Here is a 24452-nt window from a genome sequence, read left to right on the forward strand (position 1 = left end):
ATACACAGGCGAGAAACTCGCTAAATGCCTGTCGGATTGTCGGAATTTAGACCTAACTAACTGTTTTTATTGATTAAAAGTATTCCGACAGTATTCCGACAATAAACCCGACAGTAAAAAATTCAGTAGGAATCAAGCAAATGGCGATTTACACAATCAAGCAGGGTGTTTTTTCCAAGATTGCCGATGGCATTGAAGAGCTGCTTAAGGCTCGAATCGCTCATTGGAATAGTTTCGGGGAGCTGTTCGGAGGTTTTCGGTTCGTCCTGCATGATGAAGTTGCTGGGGGGTACGACGTCTACCGTCGGCTGGCATTTGAATCGAGCCAGCAGAAAATCCAGAGCTGGATGCCTGCTATCCACTGGGTGTTTGTTGTCAGCACATCGGATGACGGTGTTGACTTGATTTTGATCGAAGACAGTCTGCCTGATTACCTGGAAGCGCTCCGACAGTTGCAGCCATTGGCACAAAGGGCACAGCAACGAGCTGATGAAGTTCGTGTCGAGTTGGGTTTGCGGCAATGATTCAAGAAATCGAGGAGCTGATGAAGCATTGGGGCCAACAGTGCTGCCGGGTTGGTGAAGGCGGCGGGCTGGGCAGCCCAATGGCGACGATCATGGAGTGGGGTGGCAGCGCTCCACGTGGCACGCCGGGGCCTCGCTTGCCGGGTGGTGGTGCTGGTATGGATCACATTGCCTGCGAAGTTGCAGCAGCGCTTGCACAACTTGAGCGCCAATCAGAGAAGGGTGCCCAGTTGGCAAAGCTGGCCTACAACCGTTACTTGCCGGAAAGGCCCCTGACTGTTCGCGCCCAGTTGGCGCTTCTGGGTTTGTCTGAGGATGCTGACCGGACTTACCGAAATTGGGTTCATCGGCTGCATCAGCAGGTGCAGCTCATTCTCACGGTGCGCAGCGCTACGACACGCGGTATCACTCGCCGCAGTGGGCATGCTGAAACGGATCTGACCCGGGTTTCGACGGTGAAACGCTGGCAAGCCTGCTGACCGTTCGTCGGGGTGGTTTACCTCAAAGGTGAGCCAAAGTTGCGTCAAAGTTGCGTGGAGTTGAACAACCGAAAATGACCCCTTTTCGGTTTTTCCGGAGAGGGGTAAAAAGTCCCCACGATATGCAATTTGCGCCTTGGCGCTGACCTCGCACGTGCTGTGCACGCTTCACCCGGGTACCCCAACCCGGTCACCTGACCCCGCTTCGGCGGGGTTTTTATTTGAGGACCGGTTAGCGACAAGCGTAGATTGCGATGACGGCTTCGAAGCTGCTAGGACAGCTCTCCGAGTTCTTGAAAAATGCCGCGATTGTCCCAATTACCCTCAGATAGCCGGTGTAAAGGCTCAACGCAACGGACTGAGGAGTTGGGAATGACTGATGACGTGGATGGCAAGCTGGATGAGATTTTTAATGCGCTAGCTGAAAAACAAGCTGCGGCTGCGCGCAAACAGCAAGAAACGGAAATAAAGCTGGATGCAACCCTTCAGGAGTTTAACGCTTTGAAGGAGACTTTAATCCGTCCGACTCTTGAGGGGCTCGCCCAAAAATTGAGTGATAGGGGCCATGTAAGCAAGGTATTTGAAACTGAAGAAGGTGGGCCAGGTAACGGAAGTTTGCGCGACGCAAGAGTCGGTATACGCTTTCTAGTCGACGAGAACGCTCGTTATGGGCGTGAAAGCGAATATCCCCATTTAACGTTGGCGCTCGACAAGTCCGCCGGAAAGATACAGTTCTACTCAAGCACTATGTCTCCGGGAAAGGGAGGTGCGGCAGGAGGTGATGGTTCGGTAGACCTGGGCTCGTTAAGTCAAGAACTGATCAATCAAAAAGTCTTGAAGATTATCGCTGCGGTTTATAAGTAGCTATTTGGTTTCTCATATTACTCGGCCTAAGTAAGCCGATTCTTCAGCCCCGCCTAGTGCGGGGTTTTCTTTTTAAGCGCCGGTCCGCGCTTACTCCTCTGGGGCACAACATGACAAATGAGCAACAAGCGCTGGCAGAGATGCCGATCTGGTTAGTGATCGTCCTTGCCCTCGTGGGCGGCGTCTCCGGGGAGATGTGGCGAGCAGACAAGGAAGGGGCGCGAGGTTGGGCCCTGGTGCGGCGTCTCGCGCTGCGGTCCGGTGCCTGCATCGCCTGCGGTATGGCGGCGATGATGTTGCTCATTGGCGCTGGTGTGTCGGTCTGGACGGCGGGCGCCTTCGGCTGCCTGACGGCGATGGCCGGGGCGGATGTTGCCATTGGCTTGTACGAGCGGTGGGCGGCAAAGCGGATCGGCGTCTCGGAGCAGCCACCCAGCGGCGGGACGGCCTGAATGGTAGGGGCGAGGCCTCGGCGGGCCGGGCCGAATTTTCAGATTTTTGGGTCCTCCCCCGGGGCCGGCCCCTACACGGGTTAGCGGACTCGCGGTTTCCCTGCAGCTGAGATCAGTGCAGGGATGTCCGTCTTTTCAAGGACTTAACAATGGGCAAGACAGTCAGCAAGCCTGAGCTTAGTGAGATCGTCGGTCGCGATGAGCGCACCCTGAGCCGGTGGCAGAACGACGGGATGCCGGTGATTGAGTTCGGGTTAGGGCGGGGCAACGAAAACCAGTACGACACCCAGGCGGTGATCGAATGGCTGATTCGCCAAGCCGCCTTGAACGGCAAGAAGGAATCCACCCGGGACCGGCTCGACAGGCTGCGCGGCGACCGCGAAGAGCTGGCGCTGGCCAAGGACCTAGGCGAGGTTGTGATCGAGGCGGAGATGGTCGAGCGCTTCGAGGCGGTGATTACCTCCGCCAAGATCGAACTGCTCAACACGTTCCCCGATGAACTGGCGGCGACCTTGTCGGCCCGATACGGGGTTGAGGTGGATGAGCAACTTATCCGCGAGCCCATCGAATCGATACTGAGGAGGTTGTCAGCCTATGGAGAGGACGATACCGATCTCGATTGGGATCATGACCAGCAAGGCGACGCGGAGGGCCTTGAAGAAGACGGCGATTAAGGCCATGCGCCGGGCGTGCCGTAAGTGGGCACCGCCGCCACGGATGAGCGTTATCGAGTGGGCGGATCGGTTCCGCTGGCTGTCGCCGGAAGAGTCGGCCACGCCTGGCAAGTACCGGTTCGACAAGACGCCCCATCTGATCTGGCCGGGTGGCCCGCTGGAAGCCCTGGACGACCCGAACGTGGTCGAGATCGTCGGCCGTAAATCGGCCCAGGTGGCCTGGACCTCGGGCGTGATGGGCAACGCCATCGGCAAATGGATCGACCTGGACCCGTCGCCGATCCTGATCCTGTTTCCCAAGGCCGAGGCCGCCAAGCAATACGTTGCCGAGAAGTTGGAGCCGATGATCGAGGCAACCCCACGGCTGCGCAAGAAGGTCGACCTGCGTAGCCGCAAGCTGCAGCAGCGCCAGGACTTCAAGCGCTTCCCGGGCGGCTTCCTCAAGATGGTCGGCTCCAACAGCCCGGCCAGCGTGAAGTCGACACCTGTGCCACGGGTCGCCGTGGAGGAGCCGGACGACTGCAACCTAAACCTAAGGGGGCAGGGGGACAGCATCAAGCTGGCCAAGGAGCGTCTCAAGACTTTCCGCCGCTCGAAGATCATCATCGGCGGCACCCCGACCATCAAGGGGCTGTCGGCAATCGATGCGGAGCTGGAGCTGTCGGACAAGCGCGTGGGTCTGGTGCCGTGTCACGACTGCGAACAGTCGCACGCGCTGAGCTTCGAGCACCTGCACTGTGACGAAGACCCCAGCTACTTCCACGAGGTCTACGGCAAGCGCCGGCCCGAAACGGCTTACTACTCATGTCCGCACTGCGGCTCGATCTGGGATGACCACCAGAAGAACGCCAACCTTAAGCACGGGCGCTGGGAGGCGACAGCGGAGTTTCGCGGTATCGCGGGCTACATCCTCAACGAACTCTATGCCACGTTCCACGGCTCGCGGTTCGAGGTGCTGATGGAGAAGAAGCTGCAGGCCGAGCATGCAGCGTCGAAGGGCAACATCGGGCCGATGATCGCCTTCACCAACAGCTCCATGGGTGAAAGCTACGAGTACAAGGGCAACGCGCCCAAGACCGATGAGCTGGAAAAACGAGCCGAACCCTACGCCGAGTTGACCGCGCCGAAAGGCGTGCTGTTGGTCACGGTCGGGGTGGACGTTCAGGGCGACCGCCTGGCGCTGGTGATCGTGGGCTGGGGCAGGGGCGAGGAGTCGTGGCGGTTGTACTGGGGCGAGCTGCCCGGCAACCCCATCGACCCCCACGACCCGGTCTGGTCCGAACTGGACAAGATCATTGCCACGCCGATTCCGGTCGAAGGTGGCGCACAGATCGCAGTTTCGGCGGTGAGCCTCGACAGCTCGGACGGTAACACCAGTGATGCGGTGTACACCTACGTGCGGGACCGGCAACGCTTCAACATCATGGCGATCAAGGGCGCCTCTATCGACAGCCGCGACCGGGAGATCTTCACCAAGCCGGCCCAGTCGGCAGACACCAGCCAGGACAACACCAAGGCCGCCAAGTACGGCCTGCGGGTGTTCATCGTTGGAACGCACAAGGCCAAGACGCTGATCGATGGCCGTATGCGGCTCAAGGGCAACGGCCCGGGCCGGATGCACTGGTATAGCGAGATCCGCGCTGATTATTACGAGCAGCTCACCAACGAAGTGCTGGCCCCGCACCCGCGTAACCCCAGTCGGATGGTGTGGCAGAAGAAAGCCGGACGGCGCAACGAAGCCCTGGACTGTGAGGTGTATGCCTTGCACGCCGCTCGTAGCCTGAAGACCCACCTGCTGCGCGACAACGAATGGGACCAGCTGGAGCAGCAACTGCTCCAGCCCACCCTCTTTACCACTGAGCAGGCGGTAGCCCCGGTTCCTCGTCGCGCACTTTCACGCGGCAGGGGCACCCGGAGCCGCGTCGGCTAACCGAGGTTCACCATGACAGAAGCACAACAACGCCTTGCGGAAGTACGGGCGGCGATCTCGGCCGTCCTGCAAACCGGCCAGCGCCTGCGCCGAGCGGATCGCGAGATACAACTGGCGGAACTTAACAGCTTGCGCCTGTTGGAAAAACAGTACGCCGAACAGGTGGCAAGCGAGCAGGCCGCGCTTAAGGGGCGTGGCCGTAGCCGCGTTTCTTACGTGGGGATTTGATCATGTGGCCATTCCGTACACGTGAGTCTGCACCTGAGCAGCTGATGCGCGAGGCTATTCGGGTTGCCAGGGCATCGACCGATGACCGGCAGATCGTCGCTCAGGGCGGCGGTGGCGGCGTCGAAACCCGCTGGCGCGGTGCCTCCCGCGTGCTGCGCAGCATGGCCAGCTGGATTCCTGGGCTGGGCAGCCCGCGCCGTGACTTCAACCAGAGCGAGCGGCGCATGCTGGTGGCGCGCTCCCGAGATGCCATGCGCAATCACCTGGTCGCCCGGGCGGCCATCACGCGCTTGCGTACAAACGTAGTGGGCACCGGGCTGGTGTGCCGGGCGCAGGTCGACAACGAGGCGCTGGGCCTGAGTGAAGAGGAGGCGGATGAGCTGAACGGCCGGCTAGATCGGTTGTGGTCCTTGTACGCCGACGATCCTCGGGAGTGCGATGCGGAGGCGACGCTGAACCACTACCAGCTGCAGGCCCTGGTGCTGGTGTCCTCGTTGGTGGCCGGTGATGTGCTGGTGGCCAGCCCGGACCAAGAGCGGGCCGGGTGCATCTTCAGCACGCGCCTGCAGCTGATCGAGTCGGATCGGGTCAGTAATCCGAACGGCGGTATGGACCGGGCCGACCTAGTCGATGGGGTCGAGTTTGACGCCTTGGGTGCGCCAGTCGCTTATCACGTCTGCACCGGCTATCCCGGTGAACACCTGGCGGGCAAGACGCTGGGCTGGGAGCGCCTTACCGCGTTCGGCACCGAGACTGGCCGGCGCCGTGTGTTGCATGTCCTTGCCGACAAGGAACGGCCCGGGCAGAAGCGGGGTATGCCTTACCTGGCCCCGGTGCTGGAGCCACTGCAGAAGCTGGAGCGCTACAGCAGTGCTGAGCTTATGGCGGCGGTGATTTCGGCCATGTTCACCGTGTTCATCAAGAAGAGCGGCGATTTCTCGGCGGGTAATCTGCCGATGACGGCGCTCTCTGAAGAGCGCCCTGATGGGGACAACACGGCAGACGGTGAGCTGAGTCTTGGCGAAGGTGCAGTCGTCGATCTCGGGGTGGGCGAGGAGCCCGTGGTGGCCAACCCCGGCCGGCCTAACGCGCAGTTCGATCCGTTCTTCACTGCGGTGGTCAAGGAGATCGGCGCTGCCCTGGAGCTGCCGCTGGAGGAGCTGTTACTGCACTACAGCAGCAGTTACAGCGCCGCCCGGGCCGCCATGCTGCAGGCGTGGCGCTTCTACAGCCTGCGCCGCTGGTGGCTGGCCTGCGACTTCTGCCAACCCAGCCGCGAGCTGGTGATTGATGAGGCGGTGGCCCGAGGGTTGATCGACCTTCCCGGCTATGGCGACCCAGCCAAGCGCAAGGCGTACTGCCAGGCCATCTGGATCGGCCCGGCCCGCGGTGCCATCGATGAGCTGAAAGAGGCCAATGCCGCCGGCAAGCGCATCGAGATCGGCGTCAGCAACGAAACCCTAGAGACCGCAGCAATGACCGGCGAGCCCTGGCAGCAGGTGTTCCGCCAGCGCGTGCGCGAGGTCGACCAACGCCGCAAACACAACCTGCAGGCTCTGCCCAAGAGTGGGTTGGAAAACCCGCCCGAGCCTACCCCCGAAGAGGAATAGACATGCCGCGAGCACTTGAGCTGGCTGCTTCGCAGCCGTGGCTGATGCTGCCTGCCGCCCTGGATAACCTGCTGACCATCTCTGATCGCATGGGCGATCCGATGGCGCTGGAGGCCAAGCGCGGCGAGCGGTTGGAAAACACCCGCAAGGTCACCCTGCGCAACGGCGTGGCGGTGGTGCCGGTCATTGGGCCGATCTTCCGTTACGCGAACATGTTCACCGAGATCAGTGGTGCCACCAGTACCCAGGTCCTGGCCACCGACATTCAGCGTGCGCTGGATGATCCAAAGGTCAGGGCCATTGTCCTCAACATCGACAGCCCGGGCGGTGTCGCCTCCGGTATCAACGAGCTGGCGGAAATGATCTTCGCCGGTCGCTCCCGCAAACGCATCGTGTCCTACATCGGCGGCGCGGGGGCGAGCGCCGGCTATTGGATCGCATCCGCCGCGAGCGAGATTGTGATCGACGAGGCCAGTCTGGCGGGAAGCATTGGTGTTGTTGTCGAGGCTGTGGTGGAGAACGAGAACGCCACCGGACGTAAGCGTTACCAGATCGTCAGCCGCGACGCGCCGAACAAGCGTCCCGACCTCTCGACTGAAGAGGGCCGCGCCAAGATCGGCGAAACCATCGACGCCCTGGGCGAAGTGTTTGTGGGCAAGGTCGCCCGCAACCTGGGCGTCGCCGCAGAGAAGGTCCCCGAGATGGGCGACCACGGGGGGCTGCGTGTCGGCGCCGATGCCGTCAAGCACGGCCTGGCCCACCGCGTGGGCTCGCTGGAAGCTCTGATCACCGAACTGGCCAAGCCGGCCATCACCAACCCAAGGATACACACCATGACCACCGTTAAGACCACGGCCGATCTGCGCGCAGCTCTGGCAGCCGGCACCGACCCGAACACCATCGAAATTGCCCAGGCCGACCAGCCGGACCTCGCTGCGATCCGTGCCGAGACGGCCACTGCCGAGCGTGAGCGCATCAAGGGCATCAACGCCCTGGCCAGCAAGGGTTTCGAGAAGGAGATCGAAGCGGCCATCGATACCGGCAGCTCGGTCGAGGCCACCGCGCTGGTGCTTTTCAAGGCCGCCCAGGATCGCGGTATCTCGCTCCAGGGCATCAAGAGCGATGCCCAGGGCGCTACCGGCGCAACCCCAACTGGCGACAGCAAGCTGGCCGAACGCCAAGCCGCTGTTAGCGCAATCGTCGCAGGCGCCTCGCGCCGTTAATTGGAGACACCCATGAGCAACCCTAAAAGCGAAACCTATGTGCCGCGCCAGATCTCGGCGGGTGACTTCCCTGTGGTGATGGAGGCCGGCGTGATCGCTTCTGGCCAGACGCTGCACGCCGGGACGGTCCTGGGCCAAGTGACCGCATCCAAGGAGTACGTGCTGTGCAAGGCGGCGGCGGAGGACGGCTCGCAAAACCCCTGTGCCGTCCTCGATCAGGACGTTGACACGGTCGGCGGCGCCAAGAGCGCGCCTATTCGCCTAACCGGCCAAGTGCAGGGCAACCAACTCACACTGGGCGAGGGATTGACCCTGGCCGAAGCCAAGGCCGCTCTGCGTCCTCTGTCTATCTTCATTCGCTGAACGGAGCCACCATGACTGACATTTTCGAAACCATGACCATGCTGCAGGCGGTCGAGCAGATCCGCACGCCGCGCCGCTTTCTGATGGACACCTTCTTCAACGGTTCCATGCCGGAAACCTTCGGGACCAAGACGGTGACCATCGACATCATCAAGGGCCAGCGCAAAATGGCTCCTTTCGTTCACCCCTCGCTGCCGGGCAGCGTGGCGTCGCGCAAAGGTTTTGTCTCGAACACCTATGAGCCGCCCTACATTCAGCCCAAGCTGCCGACCAATGCTGAGCTGATCTTGAAGCGTTCGCCCGGGGAAAACCCGTTCTCTACCCGCACGCCACTGCAGCGAGCCGGTGAGCAGTTGGGTAAGGACCTGGTTGATCTCGACGAGCAGATCATCCGCCGCGAGGAGTGGATGTGCGCCCAGGCGTTGACCACGGGTAAGGTCCGGGTCATTGGTGAGGGGATCGATGACACCATCGATTTTCTGATGGAAGACAGCCACAAGATCACCCTCGGTGCCGGGCGTTGGAACACTTCGGAATCGGACCCGATTGCTAACCTGCGCCAATGGCAGCGCAAAGTGGCCAAGGACTCCGGCCGTACTGCTGGCGTCGCTGTGCTGAGCGCTGAGGCACAAGATGCCTTTCAGAAAAATGACACGGTCCTCAAGCAGCTCAACAGTCGCCGGGTGGACATGGGGCTGATCAAGCCCGAGTTGCTGCCAGACGGGGTGACTTACCTGGGCTACCTGAATGATCCAGGCGTCGACCTGTATACCTACAACGAATGGTACCTGGACGATGACAGTGGCGACGAGGCTCCGCTGATTCCTGCCGGTGGTGTAATCCTGGGGTCCACTTCCACCCGCAACGCCATGCTGTACGGTGCGATTCAGGACCTCGAAGCCATCGAGAGCGGCCTGGTCGAGGCCGCCCGTTTCCCGAAAAGCTGGGTGACTCAGGAACCGAGCATGCGCTGGCTGAAACTGCAGAGCGCTGCCCTGGCCGGCCTGCTGGAACCGAACGCCTTCATTTACGCAAAGGTGGTGTGACATGGCCGCGAAAGTTGAATACGTGGTGGTGGACGGCTGCATTCAGGACGGCGCCGACATTGTCAGGGCGGGCGAGGTCTATGTGCCCCCTAGCACCGAGGTCCGGGATCTGTTGCTTGAGGAGGGCAAGATCGCTAAGCGCGGCAAGCTCGATGCAGCCCAGGGCGAGGACGACTAATCATGTCGTTCCGTGACCGGGTGGCAGTGATGGATGCGCGCCTGCTGGACATCCTGGGCGATGAGGCGGTGATCGAGGGCATTGAGAGGCCGATCCCTGGCTTTCTCGCTGCGCCCTGGTTACAGCCCAAACTCGGGCGGATCAATACGGGCCTTCGGGAGCCGCGTTTTGAGATCCGCGTCAGCGATGCGGCGGGTATCACCCCGGGCCGGCACGTCTCCATTGACCTGCCGGCCCAGGATGGCGGCGGGAACTATGACCTTGTCCGGCTGGAGCCGGGCGGGACTGGATGGGTGGCGCTGGTACTGAGGGCTAAGGCATGAGCATTGGCAGTTACGTCAGGCAATCAGCCAGCGAAGGCATGATCACGCTGCAGCCCTCGGCCGTCGATATGCAGGCGTTCAAGGACTTTGCGGCCGTGGTGCCTAAGGCCGCAGCCGCGGCCCAGCGCCGGGCAATCAACAAGACCTTGCGTTGGCTTCGGACGTACATCGCCCGGGCCGTCAGCAGCAAGGAGCGCATTGCGGTTGGGGCTGTCCGACAGCGGTTGCGGGCTTACACCGTCAACAGCAACGGGCAGGGCAAGCTCTGGTTCGGCATCAACCCGATTGAGTCGAGCCGTATCGGTCGGCCCCGCCAGAGCCGGTCGGGTGTGTCGGTCGCGGGGCGGCGGTATCAGGGTGCCTTCTTCAAGAAGGTTTATGGCAACCAGGCTGACATCTGGATTCGGACCAGCAGCAAGCACTTCAGCTCGAAGGACTATCCCGAGAGCCAGGTGTCTGGAGCTGGCTCGGGGTCGGGTTGGGTGTCTGAGCAGGATGACCGCTTCCCCCTGGCCAAGGCCAAGGTGTCACTGGATGACGTGCGGCCGACGTTTGAGGAGTGGGTCAAGCGGGCTGACGAGCGCTTGCTGGCGATCCTTGAGCAGGAACTGAACTTTGAGCTGCAGAAGTATCTGCGAGGTGGCAAACGTGTCTGATGAACCTTTCAGCCTGGAGCAGTTGTACGGCGCGATAGAGCAGCATATCCGCGATGCCATCCCCGACTTGGCCTACGTGGCGACCATGCCTGACCTGCTCAAGGAGTCTGTGGCCATCCCGGCAGTGGTGATCGAGTTGGTGGAGCTGGAGCCAGGTCAAGATCAGCTTACCGGTGAAACCGTACTTGATGCTCGCTTTGAGGCGCGGGTGATCGTGGGGTCTGAGCAGGAACAGCCCCAGCAGCAAGCCGCCTTTGCCGCTTCGCAGATTGCAGTGCTTTTGCGCATGCAGACGTGGGGCGTTGGGGTTGATCCAGCTGTGTTTGTGCGGGCCGCCCAGGACTGGACGCGGCCCGAGTTGGACACCTATGCGGTGTGGGTCGTGGAGTGGACCCAGGGAATTTACCTTGGCACAGAGGAATGGCCGTGGCCGGATCAGCCGCCGGGTGTTCTTGAACTCAACCTGGGAGAGGATGCCCCGGGTGTCCGTGTCGAGGTCCAGCCATGAGCGGCTACGTTGCAGCTGCACATGACCGCATGATCGCGGGCCTGATCATCCCTTGCAGCGTGGTCGGCGTGGATCTCGCTGGTGGGACGGTGCGGGTGTCTGACGGCGCCGGCTGGACCAGCGCCTGGGTCCGCTGGCATAGCCAGGCCGCCGGCAAGGCCCGGCACTGGCGGGCGCCGACCCTGGGCGAGCAGGGCGCCCTGATCAGCCCCAGTGGTGAGCCGGCCCAGGGCACCTTTGTTCCGGGGCTTTACGGCAACGCCGGTGCGCAGCCGGACAACCGCGACCACGTCGAGGTCTGGCGCTTCGACGATGGCGGCTCGCTGATCTACGACTGGCAGGCCAAGAGCTACACCATCAGCCTGCCCGGCGGCACGGTGACTATTCAGGTCGGTGGCAGTTCGGCTGTGGTGACGGACAGCGCCATTACCGGCAAGGCCGACACCATCACGCTGACCGGGCAGATCACCTTGAATGGCGAAGTGCAAATCAACGGCGCGAGCTTGAAGCACAACGGGGTGAATGTCGGATCGACCCATACCCACCTGGGCGTGCTACCTGGGCCTGCATCGACTGCACCGCCGCAGTGATCCCCCTGCAACTGTCACTCACACCCAGCCGCCCAGAGCGGCTTTTTTGTACCTGGAGAAAAGCATGTCCACCCCCAAGAAACAAACCGACGAGGCGACCAGTGCTGGCCCTGCGGTGTTCCGCGACACCCTTTACACCTCTCGGGTGCTGATCCTGCCTGACGGTCGCCAGTTGGCCGTCGCCCAAGGGCAGGTATCCGTCGACGCTGGCGACAGTGCCGCGCGGGAGTACCTGAGCAAGCACCCGGATCTGCAGCGGCAGGAGTAACGCGATGATCGGAATGGATCGCCGCACCGGCCAGCCGCTGTCCGGCATCGAGCATGTGCGGCAGTCCATCGAGGACATCTTGACCACGCCGCTGGGCAGTCGCCGGATGCGGCCTGAGTACGGCAGCAACTTACGCCGCTACGTCGACTTGCCGGTGACCGGCGGCTGGAAAAGCGCGGTGCAGGCCGAGGTGGCTCGGGCGCTGTTGCGCTGGGAGCCACGCTTGAAGCTGGAGCGGGTACGGGTGGTAGCGGTGGTGGGTGGCCAGATCAGCTTCGAGCTGGTCGGTCAGTACCTGGGCAATAACGCGGTTTTGGAGGTAACGGCATGAGCATGCTGGACTTGTCGGTACTGCCGGCGCCGCAGGTGCTGGAAGCCCTGGACTTTGAAGCGTTGTATCAGGGCAAGCTGGCGGCCTTTCGCCGGCACATGGGCGAGAACTGGACCGCCGACCTGGAGAGCGACCCGGTCACCAAGCAGCTGGAGCTGTCGGCCTACGGCGATATGCAGTTGCGGGCGCGGGTCAATGATGCGGCCAAGGCGCTGCTGCTGGCCCATGCCAAAGGCACGGACTTGGATCATCTGGCGGCCAACGTGAACTTGCAGCGCCTGGTGATTCAGGCCGGTGACCCGCAGGCGGTGCCGCCGGTGGAGGAGGTCAAGGAGGCCGACGACGCTCTGCGCGAGCGTGTCCAGTTGGCCTATGAGGGCCTGACCACGGCTGGCCCGTGTAACAGCTACATCCTGCATGCGCGCAATGCCTCGGCCCTGGTGGCTGATGCCGAGGCCGAAAGCCCGTCGCCGGCCTGCGTCACGGTTACGGTGCTGAGCCTGGAAGGCGACGGCGGGGCCGCTCCCGAGCTGCTGGCGATAGTCGCTTCTGCCCTCAACGATGAGGACGTGCGGCCGCTGGGGGATCGGGTCACGGTGCAGAGTGCCCAGGTGCTGCCGTATCGCATTGACGCCGTGCTGCACATGAAGGGGCCAGGGCCGGAGAGTGATGCCGCGTTGGCCGAGGCCGAGCGCAAGCTGGCCGCCTGGGTTAACCCACGCCGGCGTCTGGGCATTGAGGTGGCGCGTTCGGCCATCGATGCCCAGCTGCATGTGGCCGGCGTGGCCCGGGTCGAGTTGCCCGGCTGGCAGGACATAGCCCCGACCAGGGCCCAGGCGGCGTACTGCACCGGCTACAGCGTCACGCTGGGGGACTGACATGACCAGTCTACTGCCGATCAACAGCACGCCGTTGGAACGGGCTCTTGAGGAGGCCGACACCAAGGCAAAGGACGTCGCCCTGGTGCTACGCACCATCTACAACCCCGCGACCTGCCCAGCACACTTGCTGCCCCAGTTAGCCTGGGCCTGGTCGGTGGACCGCTGGGACCCGGGCTGGTCTGAGCCGGTTAAACGCAACGCGATCCGCGCATCGTTTTTCATTCATGCGCGCAAGGGCACCATTGGCGCGCTACGTCGGGCCGTAGAGCCGCTGGGCTACCTGATTGAAGTGGTCGAGTGGTGGCAGATGGTTCCCGAGGGAGTGCCCGCCACCTTTGCGCTCAAGGTCGGCGTGCTGGATACCGGTATCACGGAGGAGATGTACCAAGAGCTGACTCGGCTCATCGATGACGCCAAGCCCATCAGCCGCCACATGATTGGCTTGGCCATCAGCTTGGAAACCTCCGGGGTGATCAGCTTCGGCGGGTATGTGGAACAAGGCGAAGTAATCGACGTTTACCCGCCGACCTCTCGCGATATCGAAGTGACCGGCCGTTATGGCCAGGTCGTGTGCATTGATGAAATAGATACCCTGGACGTGTACCCATGATCGATTCCAACAGTCAGTTCTTCGCCATCCTCACTGCGGTTGGCGAGGCGAAACAGGCCAACGCCACGGCGCTCGGTGTGCCTTGGACGTTCAAGGAGATGGCGGTAGGGGATGCCAACGGCACCGACCCAATACCAAATCGGACCCAGACCAAGTTGATCAACGAATGGCGCCGGGCTCCAGTCAACCAGGTACGCACCGACCCGGCAAACCCGAACATCATCATCACCGAGCAGGTGATTCCCGCTGATGTCGGCGGAAGTTGGATCCGCGAAATCGGCTTATATGATGCCGACGGTGACCTGGTGGCGGTGGCCAATTGCGCCCCCAGCTTCAAGCCACTGTTGGCCCAGGGGACTGGCAAGACCCAGATAATCCGCATGAACTTCGTCGTCGGCAGTACGGCTCAGATCGTATTGAAGATCGACCCTGCGGTGGTCCTTGCGACTCGTGAATATGTCGATATCTCGGTTGCCGAAGCTCTGGCCAAGAAAGACTTCAAACACTCGGCGCTGGTGGCCACCACGGCCAACATCGCGTTGAGTGGAATTCAGACCATCGACGGCGTGCTGCTGCCAGCCGACGCCCGGGTGTTGGTGAAGGACCAGGCCCAAGCCAAGGACAACGGCTTGTATGTTGTATCGTCGACGGGCATCTGGAAGCGTGCGCAGGACGCCGATACCAGTCCGGAGATCACGCCCGGGCTGTTTGTCAGCGTCGAGAAGGGCACAGTCAACGGGGATAGTGTCTGGCAGTTGGTGACCGATGCGCCGATTGTCCTTGGCACCACTCCGCTGGCATTCGAGATGGTGGCAGGGCGAACCGGTGTCAGTGCGGGGGCCTATGGCAATGTCACGGTCGACAAGTACGGCCGAGTGATCGCTGGCACCAACCCGACCACGCTTGCCGGGCACGGGATCACCGACGCTTTTACGAAAGAAGAGGTTGGCCTGCTGATCCCGGGGCAGGCGACCGAGGCCGCCGCCGGCGTGGCAAAGGTCGCGAGTAACGAAAAAATTGATGGTGGCACTGATGATGAAGCATTCGTCACCTCTCGGAAACTTGCCAGGGCTTTGTCCAAGGTTGGAACGGGCGGTCTTGCGGGGGCGTCCTCAGATTTACGGGTCTGGGCAAATGGGCAGGGTTCCATCGTCGGGCTATCGGCTGTAGCAGTCTGTGTGAAAAATGCTGCGGGCCAGGCACAGGTCCTGACGGCTGTATCGCTAACTGCGGATCTGGCGCTTGGTGGTGCGGGTGGGCTTGATACGGGAACTTCAAAGCCGAATACGAGTTACAACGTATTCATTATTTGGAACAGTGCAAGTAATGCTCGGGCGCTGCTCTTCTCTTTGAATGCGACCGACCCAGTTATGCCGGACGGATTTGATTTTAAAGCGATTGTTAGTTGGGCTCGCACCGACTCAAACAAATTTCCCCTAAGTTTCTTTCAGCGGGGGAAGGCGTGGCGATACCGTCCGATTGCAGGGGCAAACCTGCTTGCAATGCCTCTGCTCGCGAGCGGCACTGGGGGTGATCCTAGTACGCCAGGATGGGCAGTTGCTGGGGTAGAAAGTCTGGTTTCCCCCTATGCCGGACAGATTGCGCTGGTTCTGAGTATCACGCTTGCGACCTCTGCGGCCATGGTGGTGGCGCCTAATCCATCTTATGGAGGGTACAACTCTGCAACCAACCCGGCGCCAGTTGGGCTTTCGAGTTCTAACTTTCTGACTTCGCCAACTCCCGCTGTTCTTGTGCTCGAAGACTCTAAAGTCTATTGGGCGTGCAATGCGAATTCGGGGCGAATTTATGTTTCTGGTTTCGAGATCAATGTATGAGCTATGCAGTTCGCAACGACTTACAGGGCTGTCGTTCTATCAATCACCCTGATGATATCGAGAGGGGGGAGCATTACTCCGAAGATCCGCTTCCCCCGGTCGCTCCTACTATCGTCGAGCTGTCCGAAGCGGCGTTGAATCAGCGGGATGGGTTGCTTGTATCCGCGGCCGCCAAAATGGGTCCGTTGCAGGATGCGGTGGACGAAGAGGCGGCCACCGCTGAGGAGGTTTCGCTGCTCAAACGCTGGAAGCAGTACCGTATCGCGCTCAACCGCATCGAGCAGCAAGAGGGGTTTCCTGCTTCTATTCAGTGGCCCAAATCCCCGGACGAAAACGAGTAAACGCCCTGCACTGACGGGGCTTTTTCTTTCCCGCGCTTCGGCGCCTGTTCCTCCCACAGCCTCGCTCATGCGGGGCTTTTTCATGTCTGGAGCTTATCCATGAGTGGTTTCTTTCACGGCGTCACCGTCACCAACGTCGACACCGGTACGCGGACTATCTCGCTGCCGTCGTCCTCGATCATCGGTCTGGTGGATACCTTCACCGAAGGGCCCGACTTCAGCGCCAAGGCCAACGACTTGTTGCTGATCACCAACGAGCGCGAGGCCATCGCGGCCTGGGGCCCGGATGCGGCCATCACTAAGGCCTGCCAGGCCATCTACCAGCGCGCCAAGGCGGTGATCGTTGCATGCGGTGTGGCCAAGGTTCAGGACGCCGCGCAGCAGACCTCCGCAATCATCGGCGGGGTGTTGGTCAGCGGCAAGCGTACCGGCCTGCAGGCGCTGCTGGACGGCAAGAGCCGTTTCAATGCCCAGCCGCGTTTGCTGGTGACTCCCAAGCACAGCTCGACCCTGGCGGTCGGCACAGCCCTGGTGGCCTTGGCCGACAAGCTGCGCGGCCTGGCCATCCTCGACGGCCCCAACACCACCGACGAGGCTGCCATGGAGTACGCCAAGAACTTCGGCGCCAAGCGGGCCTACCTGGTCGACCCGGGTATTCAGTACTGGGACACCGGCGAGAGCGCCACCGTCGATGCGCCGGCCTCGGCCTGGGCAGCCGGCTTGTTCGCCTGGACCGACAACGAGTACGGCTTCTGGGCCTCGCCCTCGAACAAGGAGTTTGTCGGCCTCACCGGCACCACCCGGCCTATCGAGTTTCTGGATGGCGACGAAACTTGCCGGGCCAACCTGCTGAACAACGCCAATATCACCACGATCATTCGGGACGCGGGCTTCCGCCTGTGGGGCAACCGCACGCTGTCGAGCGATCCGAAGTGGGCGTTTGTCACCCGGGTGCGAACCATGGACATCGTCATGGACGCGATCCTCTTCGGCCACAAATGGGCGGTGGACCGCTCGATCACTGCGACCTATGTCAAGGACGTCACTGAGGGCCTGCAGGCGTTCATGCGCGACCTGAAGAACCAGGGCGCGATTATCAATTTCGAGGTCTACGCGGACACCGAACTGAACACCGCCAGCCAGCTGGAGCAGGGCAAGGTGTACTGGAATATCCGCTTTACCGACGTGCCACCCGCCGAAAACCCCAACTTCCGCGTCGAGGTCACCAACCAGTGGTTGACCGAAGTCCTCGATTCCGCCGCTTAAGGAGCCGCAGCAATGGCAATGATTCCCGAAACCCTGGCGAACATGAACCTGTTCGCCGATGGCATCAGCTTCCAGGGTGATGTCCCGAGCCTGACCCTGCCCAAGCTCACGCTCAAGATCGAGGAACACCGGGCCGGCGGCATGGACCTGCCGGTGGAACTGGACATGGGTATGGAAAAACAGGAAGCCGGCTTTACCACCACCGGCGTGCGCCGCGAGTCGTTGAAGCTCTTCGGCCTGGCCGACGGTACCGCCTTCAATGGCGTGTTCCGGGGCGCCTTCAAGGGCCTCAAGGGCAAGGTCACCCCGGTGATTGTCACCCTGCGCGGCATGCTCAAAGAGGTCGACATGGGCGACTGGAAGGCCGGCGACAAGGCCGAGATCAAGCACAACGTGGCGTTGACCTACTACAAGCTCGAAGTGGACGGCCGCCTCATCTACGAGATCGATGCGCTGGGCATGAAGCGCGTGATCAATGGCGTCGACCAGCTCGCCGCTCAACGTTCGGCCCTGGGCCTGTAAGGAAAACAGCAATGACTCAAGTAGCGAAAAAGACACCGGCCTGGATGACCCTGAGTGCCGAGAGCGTGGCCGTGACCCTCACCAAGGCGGTGGAGATGAATGGCGTGGTCTGCGACAAGGTCACCCTGCGTGCACCCACCGTGCGCGATGTGCGCGCCGCTAACACTGCCGCCGGCAGTGACGACGAACAGCGCGAACTCATTCTGTTTTCCAGCCTGGCTGGGGTCGGCTCCAAGGACCTGGAGGGCATGACCCTCAAGGATTACCAGCGCCTGCAGGCCGGCTATTTTCGCCTGGTGCAAGACGACGAGCTTTGACCCGGCGGTGATGAAGATGGCGGCGAAGCGGCTCGCGAGCGAGCTGCATTTCTCTGCCGAGGAAATCATGACCATGCGCTTTTCCGACATGGTCTGGTGGCTCACGGACTGAGCCCATCAACTCGGGCATAGGTGAATCAGATGGCAAGCAAACTGGCGTTGGGGCTGGTGATCGGCGGCGCCGTCAGTTCGACGGTGGGGGCAGCCTTCAAGACGGTTGAGGGCCGGATCAAGAAGCTGGAGGAACAAGGCAACAAGGCCAAGGTGCTGAAGAACACCATCGGCGAAACCATGCGCCTGCGGGATGAATGGAAGAAGGCCCACGACACTGGCGCGGCCTCGGCGGATGGATTGCTGCGCAAGCTAGAGGGCAATCTGAGTGCCCTGCAGAAGCAAGGTATCCAGGTGCACAAGTTGCGCCAGGAGTATCAGGCACTGGGAAAGGTCGCTCGTGGTGCTGAACTGAAGGCTTTGGGGTACACCCAGATCCAGCAGGGCAAGGAAGGGCTTAAATCCGGTATCGGTCAGGCGGCGGCCGGGGTTGGCATGGTGGCTATCCCCACCAAAATATCGGGCGACTATCAGGCGCAGATCCGGCAGATGGCCTTGTGGGCCCACACCGCCGGCACGGACGCCGAAAAACAGATGGCGGACGAGATCTCTGAGGTCGCGGCGAAGAAAGGGATGGGCCAACAAGCTTTGGCCAAGGCCGTGGGTGGGCTGATTGAAAAGGGGATCGAGTGGGAAGAGTCGGTGGATTACTCGCCGCTGATCGCGGACTTGGTCGATGGCCAGGGTATGGAGGCCGAAACCATTGCCACGCTGTTTAGCGCGTTCAAGGAGGCTGGCGTTAAAAAGGAAGAGATGGGGGCGATGCTGGGGCAAGTCGCTGCAGCGGGTGACATCGGTGCGTTTGGTCCGAAGGACATGGCCAAGTACATGCCGAGCTTGCTGGGTACCATCAAAACGTTGGGCATGGAGGGACCGGAAGCTGTGCGCTTTTTGGGTGCCAGTTTGCAGTCGCAATACAAGCAGACCCAGGACGCGGCCGCTGCTGCGACCAACATGGACAACCTGCTGAGCGCGATCATCAGTAGCACCAGTCAAGATCGATTCGCCAAAGAGGGAATCGACTTGGTGGGGTCTCTTGCTGAGAACACCAGAAACGGTAAGGCCGACAACCCGGTTGATGCGTTTATCAAGCTGAGCGATGTACTGCTCAGGAAGCAGGACCCATCCAGAGCCAAGGAAGTAGAGGCACTCAAAAAACGCATTCGCGAAAGCGCGGACGGTAGTGCCGAGGAAGCCCAGGCCATGGCGTCACTGCTGGAGTCGGCAGGCTTGGTCGGTATCGTCAGCGACAAGAGTGCGAGCGCCGGTCTGTTGGCGCAGATCAAGTATGGCCGCACAATCAAGGAGGACATGAGCACCATCAAGGAGACCGATGGCCAGGCAAAGATCGAGCAGGACGCGAACAAGGCGCGGGAGACTTCAAACGCCAAGTGGTCGATGGTCAAGAGCAGTATGGAAGCCTCGATGACCCGCATCGGTGATGCGCTGCGTCCGATGACAGATGGTGTCGCGGACGGTCTGGCAAGAGTGGGTTATGCCTTGGCCGGTCTCGCTGATAAATATCCCCCCGTTATTGCAGGTTTTACGGCTGTTGCCGCAGGGCTGAGTGCGCTGGGGCTTACGGTCAACGCCTTCAAGATCGGCAAGGGCATGCTCAATGTGGCCCGAGGCTCGTTGATGGGTAACCCGAACGTGATCCAGCGAGTGTTTGTCACCAACGCCGGCGGGTTGGGCGGGAGCGGTGGCGATTACGATCTCGACGGTGGTAAGGACAAGAAAGGTGGCAAGGGCGGGGGGGCAGGACGGGCGGGACGGTTCGGGCGTGTCGGCCAGGCGCTCAGGAATGTCTTTAGCGGTGGTGGCGTGGGACGTGCCGCCAAGGGCGCGGCGAGCATAGGGTCTACGGCGCTGAAAGGGGTAGGTTCCCTGTTCAAAGGATTGGCGCCAGCGATTAAGGGGGTGGGCTTTCTGTCGGTGTTGAGCGCCGGCCTCAAAGTTGCGGACACCTACCAGAATGCCAAGACCCGTGATGAAAAGGCCGAAGGATATGGTGGTGCGGCGGGAGGCTTAGCGGGCTCGTTGGTGGGGGCAAAAATGGGGTTGGCCGCTGGTGCCGCACTCGGCTCCATCGTGCCTGGGCTTGGTACGGCCATCGGTGGGGCAATCGGTGCCGCCATCGGGGGAACGGCTGGTTACTTTGGCGGGGATGCCCTGGGCTCTTATGCCGGCAAAGCGATGTTTGGCTCTGATGATTCGCTCAAGCGGATGCCGGCAGCGGGGCCGCTGATGATGGTCAACGCTGGCAAGGACATTCCTCCGGTCCTGGGTGACATCGCGAAGTCGTTCAAGACCGGGCAGACATCCCCGATGATGGGGCAGGTGGTGCGCTCCATGGGGACTGCCTCACCGTCGGCTGCTGTGCCGGCAATGCTCAAGGCGCCCGAACCTGCGAAGCAGGTGCCCAAGGTCGACCAGCAATTCACCTTCGCGCCGACTGTCCCAATTACGGTGCAAGGGGACGTGAAGGACCCGGCCCAGGTGGCCCGGGAAGTCGAGCCCCATCTGCGGCGGATGTTCGACGAATTCAGTCGACAGGCTGCGGCTCGTCAGCTGTCGGACGAACCACACGTTTAAGGAGGTGCCATGGCGTACATGGAACAACTGCAGTCAGGGTTCCAGTCCCTGGTCGAGGCGGGGGAGGCGGGCCGCAGCAGTGCGGATGGCATGCTGACCCCGCTGAACGGAGCCATCAGCGAGATTACCGGCGCCGCCTCGGAGCTGGAGAACATCCCGTTTGTGGGGCCTGAGATGGGCGCAAAGCTGCAGCGGACCTTGCGCGGCATCACCGCCGCGCAGTCCGTGGTCGGTGAGGTGGCGGCCAAGTACAGCCAGGCCGTGTCGGCGGCGGGGCAGATCCAGCAGCGGCTCGGTACGCTGCAGGAACAGACCGCCAAGGCCAGTGCTGCGATCAACCGGATCGGTGGGCAGGTCAGTCCTTCCCTGGGCAACATCCTCCCGACCGGTTCATTCGGCAATCTGGGCACCCCGGCGGCCGAGGCGGTGAAGCCGTTCCCGCACTTGCTGATCATTCAGCCGTTCCGGGTTGCCGGTGAAGCCTTTTACTTCAACCTCGACACCGCAGCCTTTGAAGAACTGCGCCGTCAGACCGGGTTCCGCTGGGCGGGCCAGGAACGCCTGACTCGCAGCATCGCGCAGCAGGCGGTTGGGCAGGGCGACGACAAAATCACCCTCAAGGGCGCGGTGTTTCCGGGGTTCAAGGGTGGACTGGGTCAGTTGCAAAAACTGCGCAGCATCGGGCGCCGCCTGCAGCCGCTGAGCCTGACCACGGGCTATGGCGAGGTGCTGGGCACTTGGTGCCTGACCAGCCTTGAGGAGGAGCAGAGCCATCTGCTGGCCGGGGGTATCCCGCGTAAGCAGGGTTTTTTACTGGAGTTTGTGAGCTATGGCGACGACATGCAGAACGTCTGACGGGGATCTGCTCGACACCTTGTGCCACCAGTATTACGGGCACCTGAATGGCAGTGTCGAAGCGGTGCTGGATGCCAACCAGGGGCTGGCCGATGAACCCCAGCCGTTTCTGGCTGGGGTGCTGATCGTGCTGCCGGAGTTGCCTACCGCAACCGAGGCCATGGTGCAGTTGTGGACCTGAACTTAGTTCGTGGCCTCTTCACATTTGGCCCCGGCTTGTAGGTACTTGACGTAACTGTTCTTGAATTGATCGTAGTTGTTGATCAATCCCTCCCATGAAGAGTAAGCGTGAATCGACGCTTCATTGCATGTGTGAAAAGGCGTGTTGAGATAGCCAAAACGCTCGCCGTCCTTCTTGAGCTTTCTCAGTTCAATGATCTGATCGCGGGCTTTAGTTTTATCTATTTGGTTGTTTTGCAGCTGGGACATGGCAGTGGCAACGGAGTTACTCAACTCTGTCATGAATGTTTTGGCTTCTTTGGCAGGTACCTTTCCGGCCCGTTCTTGGGCTGCGCCAAAAGCTTTGCCGCGTTCTGCCGCTTCGGCGCTTACGGGTTCATCACTATCTAGCTCGATCACCTGCAGCTTCTGCGCTGCCTGAGCCATCGAAGTGGCCAGTAGGCACAGTGTCAATCCGAAAATCCTTTTCACTTTCTCAACTCCTGTAAGGGCAACGGTCGGGGATTCTATGAAGCCCCGGCTGCTGTGTCACCCAGGGGGAGGTTTACTGCATGACGCCTGTATTCCGAATCGTTGCGGACGGCAAGAACATCACCGCGCTGATCAATGACCGGCTGTTGACCCTGCGTACCTCGGACAAGCCCGGCATGGAGTCGGACGAGTTTGAGCTACGCATTGATGACCGCGACGGCGCTGTGGCCTTGCTCAGCCGGGGCGCGAGCATCGAGGTGTTCATGGGCTACGCCGGCCAATCACTGACCCGCCTTGGGCGCTACTTGGTGGACGAGGTCGTGGTGACGGGGCCGCCTGACTCTATCGAGATCCGGGGCAAGGCCAGCGACATGCGCGGCAGTGGCAAGACCACCCGCAGCGGAAGCTGGGAAAGCGTCCCGCTGCAGCAGATCGTGCGTGATGTGGCGACCCGCAACGGCTGGCAGTCGGTGTGCCCGGTGACTACCAAGGTGCCCCGGGTCGACCAGCTTAATGAATCCGACTTCAACTTCATCACACGCCTGGCCAAGCAGTACGACTGCACGGCCAAGGTGGCCGACGGCAAGCTGCTGGTGCTGCCCCGGCAGGCCGGGCAAAGCGCCAGTGGCAAGGCCCTTGGCACCGTCACCATCACCCGCGGCGACGTGAGCCGCTATCAGTTCCGCCTGGGGGACAAAAGCACCCATAAGGCAGTGCAGACCAAGCACCAGGACAAGAAGAGCGGAAAGCTGCGGGTCGTCGACCTGGGCAACGAGGACTCCCCGGACGGCCTGCCGCCGGTGCACACCGACCGCCACATCTACCCGAACAAGTCCGCCGCCGAACAGGCTGCCAAGGCACGGCTGGCGGCATTCAACCGCAGCACCGCCAGCGTGCGCCTGGAGATGCCAGGCCGAACCGATCTATTCGCTGAACGCATGATCAATGCCCAGGGCTTCAAGGTCGGCCTCGATGGCGAGTACCTGGTGGACTCGGTCGAGCAGGTGTTCACCCAGTCCGGGTGGAGCACCACGGTCGAGTGCAACGGCGGCAAGAAGGGCAAGGCGAAAGCCAAAGGCAAGAAAAAGAAAGAAACCAAGCCGCTCAAGGTTGTGCAGCTTTAACCCCCATCATCACTGGAGATATCAAGCATGACGATTACAGCGCAGCAACTGCTGCAGATCCTCCCCAACGCCGGCGCTAAAGCCGGCGTTTTTGTTCCTGCTCTCAACGCGGCCATGAGCAAGTACGCGATCATCACCCGCTTGCGTATGGCGGCGTTCATCGCGCAGATCGGCCACGAGTCCGGCCAGCTGCAATGGGTGCGCGAGCTGGGCAGCAATCAGTACCTGAGCAAGTACGACACCGGCACCCTGGCCAAGCGCCTGGGCAACACACCCGAGGCGGACGGCGACGGGCAGAAGTACCGGGGCAGGGGGCTGATTCAGGTCACGGGCCGGGCGAACTATGAAGCCTGTAGCGAAGCGCTGTTCAGCGATGCTCGACTGCTCAACACCCCCGAGTTGCTGGAAAACCCAGTCTATGCAGCGCTGTCTGCGGGTTGGTTCTGGCAGCGGGCGGGGTTGAACACCCTGGCCGATAAGGGCGACTTCCTCACAATCACCAAGCGCATCAACGGCGGAACAAACGGCCTGGCTGATCGCGAGGCGCTGTATCAGCGTGCATTGAAGGTGCTGCCTTGAAGGCCCCGGGCTGGTTGTTGCCAGCCTTGGCCCTGGTGCTGGGGTTCGCCCTGGGTGGTTGGCTGGCTTGGACGTGGCAGGCCAACGCCTACGGCAAGGATCTGGCTGATCAGGCCGATGCGTACAGCAGGGACCGCGAGCAGGCCGCCACGGCGGTGATCGATTGGCAGGCCGATCAGCAGGACGCCCGCCGAGCGCTGGAGGACCGCCTGCAGGCGAATGACGAAACCCATTACAAGGAGCTACGTGATGCTCAAACGAACCAGGCTCGCTTGCGTGATCGGCTTGCTACTGCTGATCTGCGGCTGTCAGTCCTACTCAACACCACAGCCTCGGGTGGTATCGGTGGGGTGTCAGCCACCGCCGGCACCTGCGGCGTGGTTCATGGAAGAGCGCGAGCCGAACTTGACCCAGCGGCTGCTCAACGAATTATCGCCATTACCGGAGAAGGTGACCAAGGACTGATTGCTTTGAGGGCGTGCCAGGCGTATGTGTCAGAGTTTGATAAACCCTGAGTG

General features: G+C 61.6%; 32 protein-coding genes. 31 read left to right on the forward strand and 1 reads right to left on the reverse strand.

The genetic code is table 11. The features are described from left to right. Nucleotides 1–140: 140 nt before the first annotated feature. From AC1RMG_RS09270 to AC1RMG_RS09405, 28 genes are all read left to right on the forward strand, one after another. On the forward strand, nucleotides 141–524 hold the full coding sequence (locus tag AC1RMG_RS09270) for a hypothetical protein (protein ID WP_493169030.1): 384 nt from the start codon (nucleotides 141–143) through the stop codon (nucleotides 522–524). After that, complete coding sequence (locus tag AC1RMG_RS09275; RefSeq protein ID WP_493169031.1) at nucleotides 521–1003, forward strand: hypothetical protein; 483 nt, start codon at nucleotides 521–523, stop codon at nucleotides 1001–1003. The genes AC1RMG_RS09270 and AC1RMG_RS09275 overlap by 4 nt, the downstream gene beginning before the upstream one ends. Before the next feature lie 372 nt (nucleotides 1004–1375). Beyond that, on the forward strand, nucleotides 1376–1867 hold the full coding sequence (locus tag AC1RMG_RS09280; RefSeq protein WP_493169032.1) for a hypothetical protein: 492 nt from the start codon (nucleotides 1376–1378) through the stop codon (nucleotides 1865–1867). A gap of 110 nt (nucleotides 1868–1977) precedes the next feature. Beyond that, nucleotides 1978–2319, forward strand: coding sequence for a phage holin family protein (locus AC1RMG_RS09285; RefSeq protein ID WP_493169034.1), 342 nt, complete (start codon nucleotides 1978–1980; stop codon nucleotides 2317–2319). Between the two features lie 149 nt (nucleotides 2320–2468). Then, nucleotides 2469–2993: a DUF1441 family protein gene (locus AC1RMG_RS09290; RefSeq protein WP_410918867.1), complete on the forward strand. Its 525-nt coding sequence runs from the start codon at nucleotides 2469–2471 to the stop codon at nucleotides 2991–2993. A gap of 43 nt (nucleotides 2994–3036) precedes the next feature. Continuing rightward, nucleotides 3037–4923, forward strand: a complete 1887-nt coding sequence (locus tag AC1RMG_RS09295) for a phage terminase large subunit family protein (protein WP_434987170.1) — start codon at nucleotides 3037–3039, stop codon at nucleotides 4921–4923. 12 nt (nucleotides 4924–4935) lie between these two features. Further along, entirely contained in the window at nucleotides 4936–5151 is a 216-nt protein-coding gene (locus AC1RMG_RS09300; RefSeq protein ID WP_493169036.1) for a hypothetical protein, read from the forward strand. 2 nt (nucleotides 5152–5153) lie between these two features. Continuing rightward, nucleotides 5154–6761 carry a phage portal protein gene (locus tag AC1RMG_RS09305; RefSeq protein ID WP_410918869.1) on the forward strand — a complete coding sequence of 536 codons (1608 nt, stop codon included), beginning with the start codon at nucleotides 5154–5156 and terminating at the stop codon, nucleotides 6759–6761. 2 nt (nucleotides 6762–6763) lie between these two features. After that, a complete protein-coding gene (locus tag AC1RMG_RS09310; RefSeq protein WP_493169038.1) occupies nucleotides 6764–7984 on the forward strand; it encodes a S49 family peptidase in 1221 nt (406 codons plus the stop codon). Between the two features lie 12 nt (nucleotides 7985–7996). Next, nucleotides 7997–8347 carry a head decoration protein gene (locus AC1RMG_RS09315; protein WP_493169040.1) on the forward strand — a complete coding sequence of 117 codons (351 nt, stop codon included), beginning with the start codon at nucleotides 7997–7999 and terminating at the stop codon, nucleotides 8345–8347. An 11-nt stretch (nucleotides 8348–8358) separates the two neighbouring features. Next, complete coding sequence (locus AC1RMG_RS09320; RefSeq protein WP_493169042.1) at nucleotides 8359–9393, forward strand: major capsid protein; 1035 nt, start codon at nucleotides 8359–8361, stop codon at nucleotides 9391–9393. Between the two features lies 1 nt (nucleotide 9394). After that, complete coding sequence (locus AC1RMG_RS09325; protein WP_253167134.1) at nucleotides 9395–9571, forward strand: hypothetical protein; 177 nt, start codon at nucleotides 9395–9397, stop codon at nucleotides 9569–9571. Between the two features lie 2 nt (nucleotides 9572–9573). Then, nucleotides 9574–9894, forward strand: a complete 321-nt coding sequence (locus AC1RMG_RS09330) for a head-tail joining protein (protein WP_402891372.1) — start codon at nucleotides 9574–9576, stop codon at nucleotides 9892–9894. After that, nucleotides 9891–10550, forward strand: coding sequence for a hypothetical protein (locus tag AC1RMG_RS09335; RefSeq protein ID WP_493169044.1), 660 nt, complete (start codon nucleotides 9891–9893; stop codon nucleotides 10548–10550). Before AC1RMG_RS09330 ends, AC1RMG_RS09335 begins: the two co-directional genes overlap by 4 nt. After that, nucleotides 10543–11058 (forward strand): hypothetical protein, encoded by a 516-nt coding sequence (locus AC1RMG_RS09340; RefSeq protein ID WP_493169045.1) that lies wholly within the window; start codon nucleotides 10543–10545, stop codon nucleotides 11056–11058. Before AC1RMG_RS09335 ends, AC1RMG_RS09340 begins: the two co-directional genes overlap by 8 nt. Continuing rightward, nucleotides 11055–11648: a phage baseplate assembly protein V gene (locus AC1RMG_RS09345; protein WP_493169047.1), complete on the forward strand. Its 594-nt coding sequence runs from the start codon at nucleotides 11055–11057 to the stop codon at nucleotides 11646–11648. The genes AC1RMG_RS09340 and AC1RMG_RS09345 overlap by 4 nt, the downstream gene beginning before the upstream one ends. A 64-nt stretch (nucleotides 11649–11712) precedes the next feature. Continuing rightward, a complete protein-coding gene (locus AC1RMG_RS09350) occupies nucleotides 11713–11916 on the forward strand; it encodes a hypothetical protein (protein WP_493169049.1) in 204 nt (67 codons plus the stop codon). 4 nt (nucleotides 11917–11920) lie between these two features. Then, a complete protein-coding gene (locus AC1RMG_RS09355) occupies nucleotides 11921–12247 on the forward strand; it encodes a GPW/gp25 family protein (protein WP_072444073.1) in 327 nt (108 codons plus the stop codon). Then, the gene (locus AC1RMG_RS09360) at nucleotides 12244–13125 is read left to right on the forward strand and encodes a baseplate assembly protein (RefSeq protein WP_493169052.1); all 882 of its coding nucleotides are present in this window, start codon (nucleotides 12244–12246) and stop codon (nucleotides 13123–13125) included. Before AC1RMG_RS09355 ends, AC1RMG_RS09360 begins: the two co-directional genes overlap by 4 nt. 1 nt (nucleotide 13126) lies before the next feature. Next, entirely contained in the window at nucleotides 13127–13738 is a 612-nt protein-coding gene (locus AC1RMG_RS09365) for a phage tail protein I (protein ID WP_410036643.1), read from the forward strand. Beyond that, nucleotides 13735–15573, forward strand: a complete 1839-nt coding sequence (locus AC1RMG_RS09370; RefSeq protein WP_493169054.1) for a phage tail protein — start codon at nucleotides 13735–13737, stop codon at nucleotides 15571–15573. The genes AC1RMG_RS09365 and AC1RMG_RS09370 overlap by 4 nt, the downstream gene beginning before the upstream one ends. Beyond that, nucleotides 15570–15914: a tail fiber assembly protein gene (locus AC1RMG_RS09375; protein ID WP_493169056.1), complete on the forward strand. Its 345-nt coding sequence runs from the start codon at nucleotides 15570–15572 to the stop codon at nucleotides 15912–15914. The genes AC1RMG_RS09370 and AC1RMG_RS09375 overlap by 4 nt, the downstream gene beginning before the upstream one ends. A gap of 99 nt (nucleotides 15915–16013) precedes the next feature. Continuing rightward, a complete protein-coding gene (locus tag AC1RMG_RS09380) occupies nucleotides 16014–17180 on the forward strand; it encodes a phage tail sheath subtilisin-like domain-containing protein (RefSeq protein WP_445496798.1) in 1167 nt (388 codons plus the stop codon). Nucleotides 17181–17192: 12 nt separating this feature from the next. Further along, nucleotides 17193–17702 (forward strand): phage major tail tube protein, encoded by a 510-nt coding sequence (locus AC1RMG_RS09385; protein WP_493169058.1) that lies wholly within the window; start codon nucleotides 17193–17195, stop codon nucleotides 17700–17702. Between the two features lie 11 nt (nucleotides 17703–17713). Beyond that, nucleotides 17714–18019: a phage tail assembly protein gene (locus AC1RMG_RS09390; RefSeq protein WP_161467347.1), complete on the forward strand. Its 306-nt coding sequence runs from the start codon at nucleotides 17714–17716 to the stop codon at nucleotides 18017–18019. A gap of 141 nt (nucleotides 18020–18160) precedes the next feature. Further along, nucleotides 18161–20725 (forward strand): phage tail tape measure protein, encoded by a 2565-nt coding sequence (locus AC1RMG_RS09395; protein WP_493169061.1) that lies wholly within the window; start codon nucleotides 18161–18163, stop codon nucleotides 20723–20725. 9 nt (nucleotides 20726–20734) lie between these two features. Next, entirely contained in the window at nucleotides 20735–21580 is an 846-nt protein-coding gene (locus AC1RMG_RS09400) for a phage tail protein (RefSeq protein ID WP_493169063.1), read from the forward strand. Further along, entirely contained in the window at nucleotides 21555–21761 is a 207-nt protein-coding gene (locus AC1RMG_RS09405) for a tail protein X (protein WP_493169065.1), read from the forward strand. The genes AC1RMG_RS09400 and AC1RMG_RS09405 overlap by 26 nt, the downstream gene beginning before the upstream one ends. A gap of 2 nt (nucleotides 21762–21763) precedes the next feature. On the opposite strand, the gene AC1RMG_RS09410 is transcribed toward AC1RMG_RS09405, so the two are convergent. After that, nucleotides 21764–22231 (reverse strand): hypothetical protein, encoded by a 468-nt coding sequence (locus AC1RMG_RS09410; RefSeq protein ID WP_493169067.1) that lies wholly within the window; start codon nucleotides 22229–22231, stop codon nucleotides 21764–21766. An 80-nt stretch (nucleotides 22232–22311) separates the two neighbouring features. On the opposite strand from AC1RMG_RS09410, the gene AC1RMG_RS09415 reads away from it, so the two are divergent. From AC1RMG_RS09415 to AC1RMG_RS09425, 3 genes are read left to right on the forward strand one after another with little or no spacing between them, the layout of a single operon-like run. Continuing rightward, entirely contained in the window at nucleotides 22312–23355 is a 1044-nt protein-coding gene (locus AC1RMG_RS09415; protein WP_493169069.1) for a phage late control D family protein, read from the forward strand. Between the two features lie 27 nt (nucleotides 23356–23382). Next, nucleotides 23383–23934, forward strand: coding sequence for a glycoside hydrolase family 19 protein (locus AC1RMG_RS09420; RefSeq protein WP_493169071.1), 552 nt, complete (start codon nucleotides 23383–23385; stop codon nucleotides 23932–23934). Continuing rightward, a complete protein-coding gene (locus AC1RMG_RS09425; protein WP_493169073.1) occupies nucleotides 23931–24449 on the forward strand; it encodes a lysis system spanin subunit in 519 nt (172 codons plus the stop codon). The genes AC1RMG_RS09420 and AC1RMG_RS09425 overlap by 4 nt, the downstream gene beginning before the upstream one ends. The last annotated feature ends 3 nt before the right edge of the window (nucleotides 24450–24452 follow it).

The organism is Pseudomonas sp. GW822-FHT04H02, from assembly GCF_058800645.1.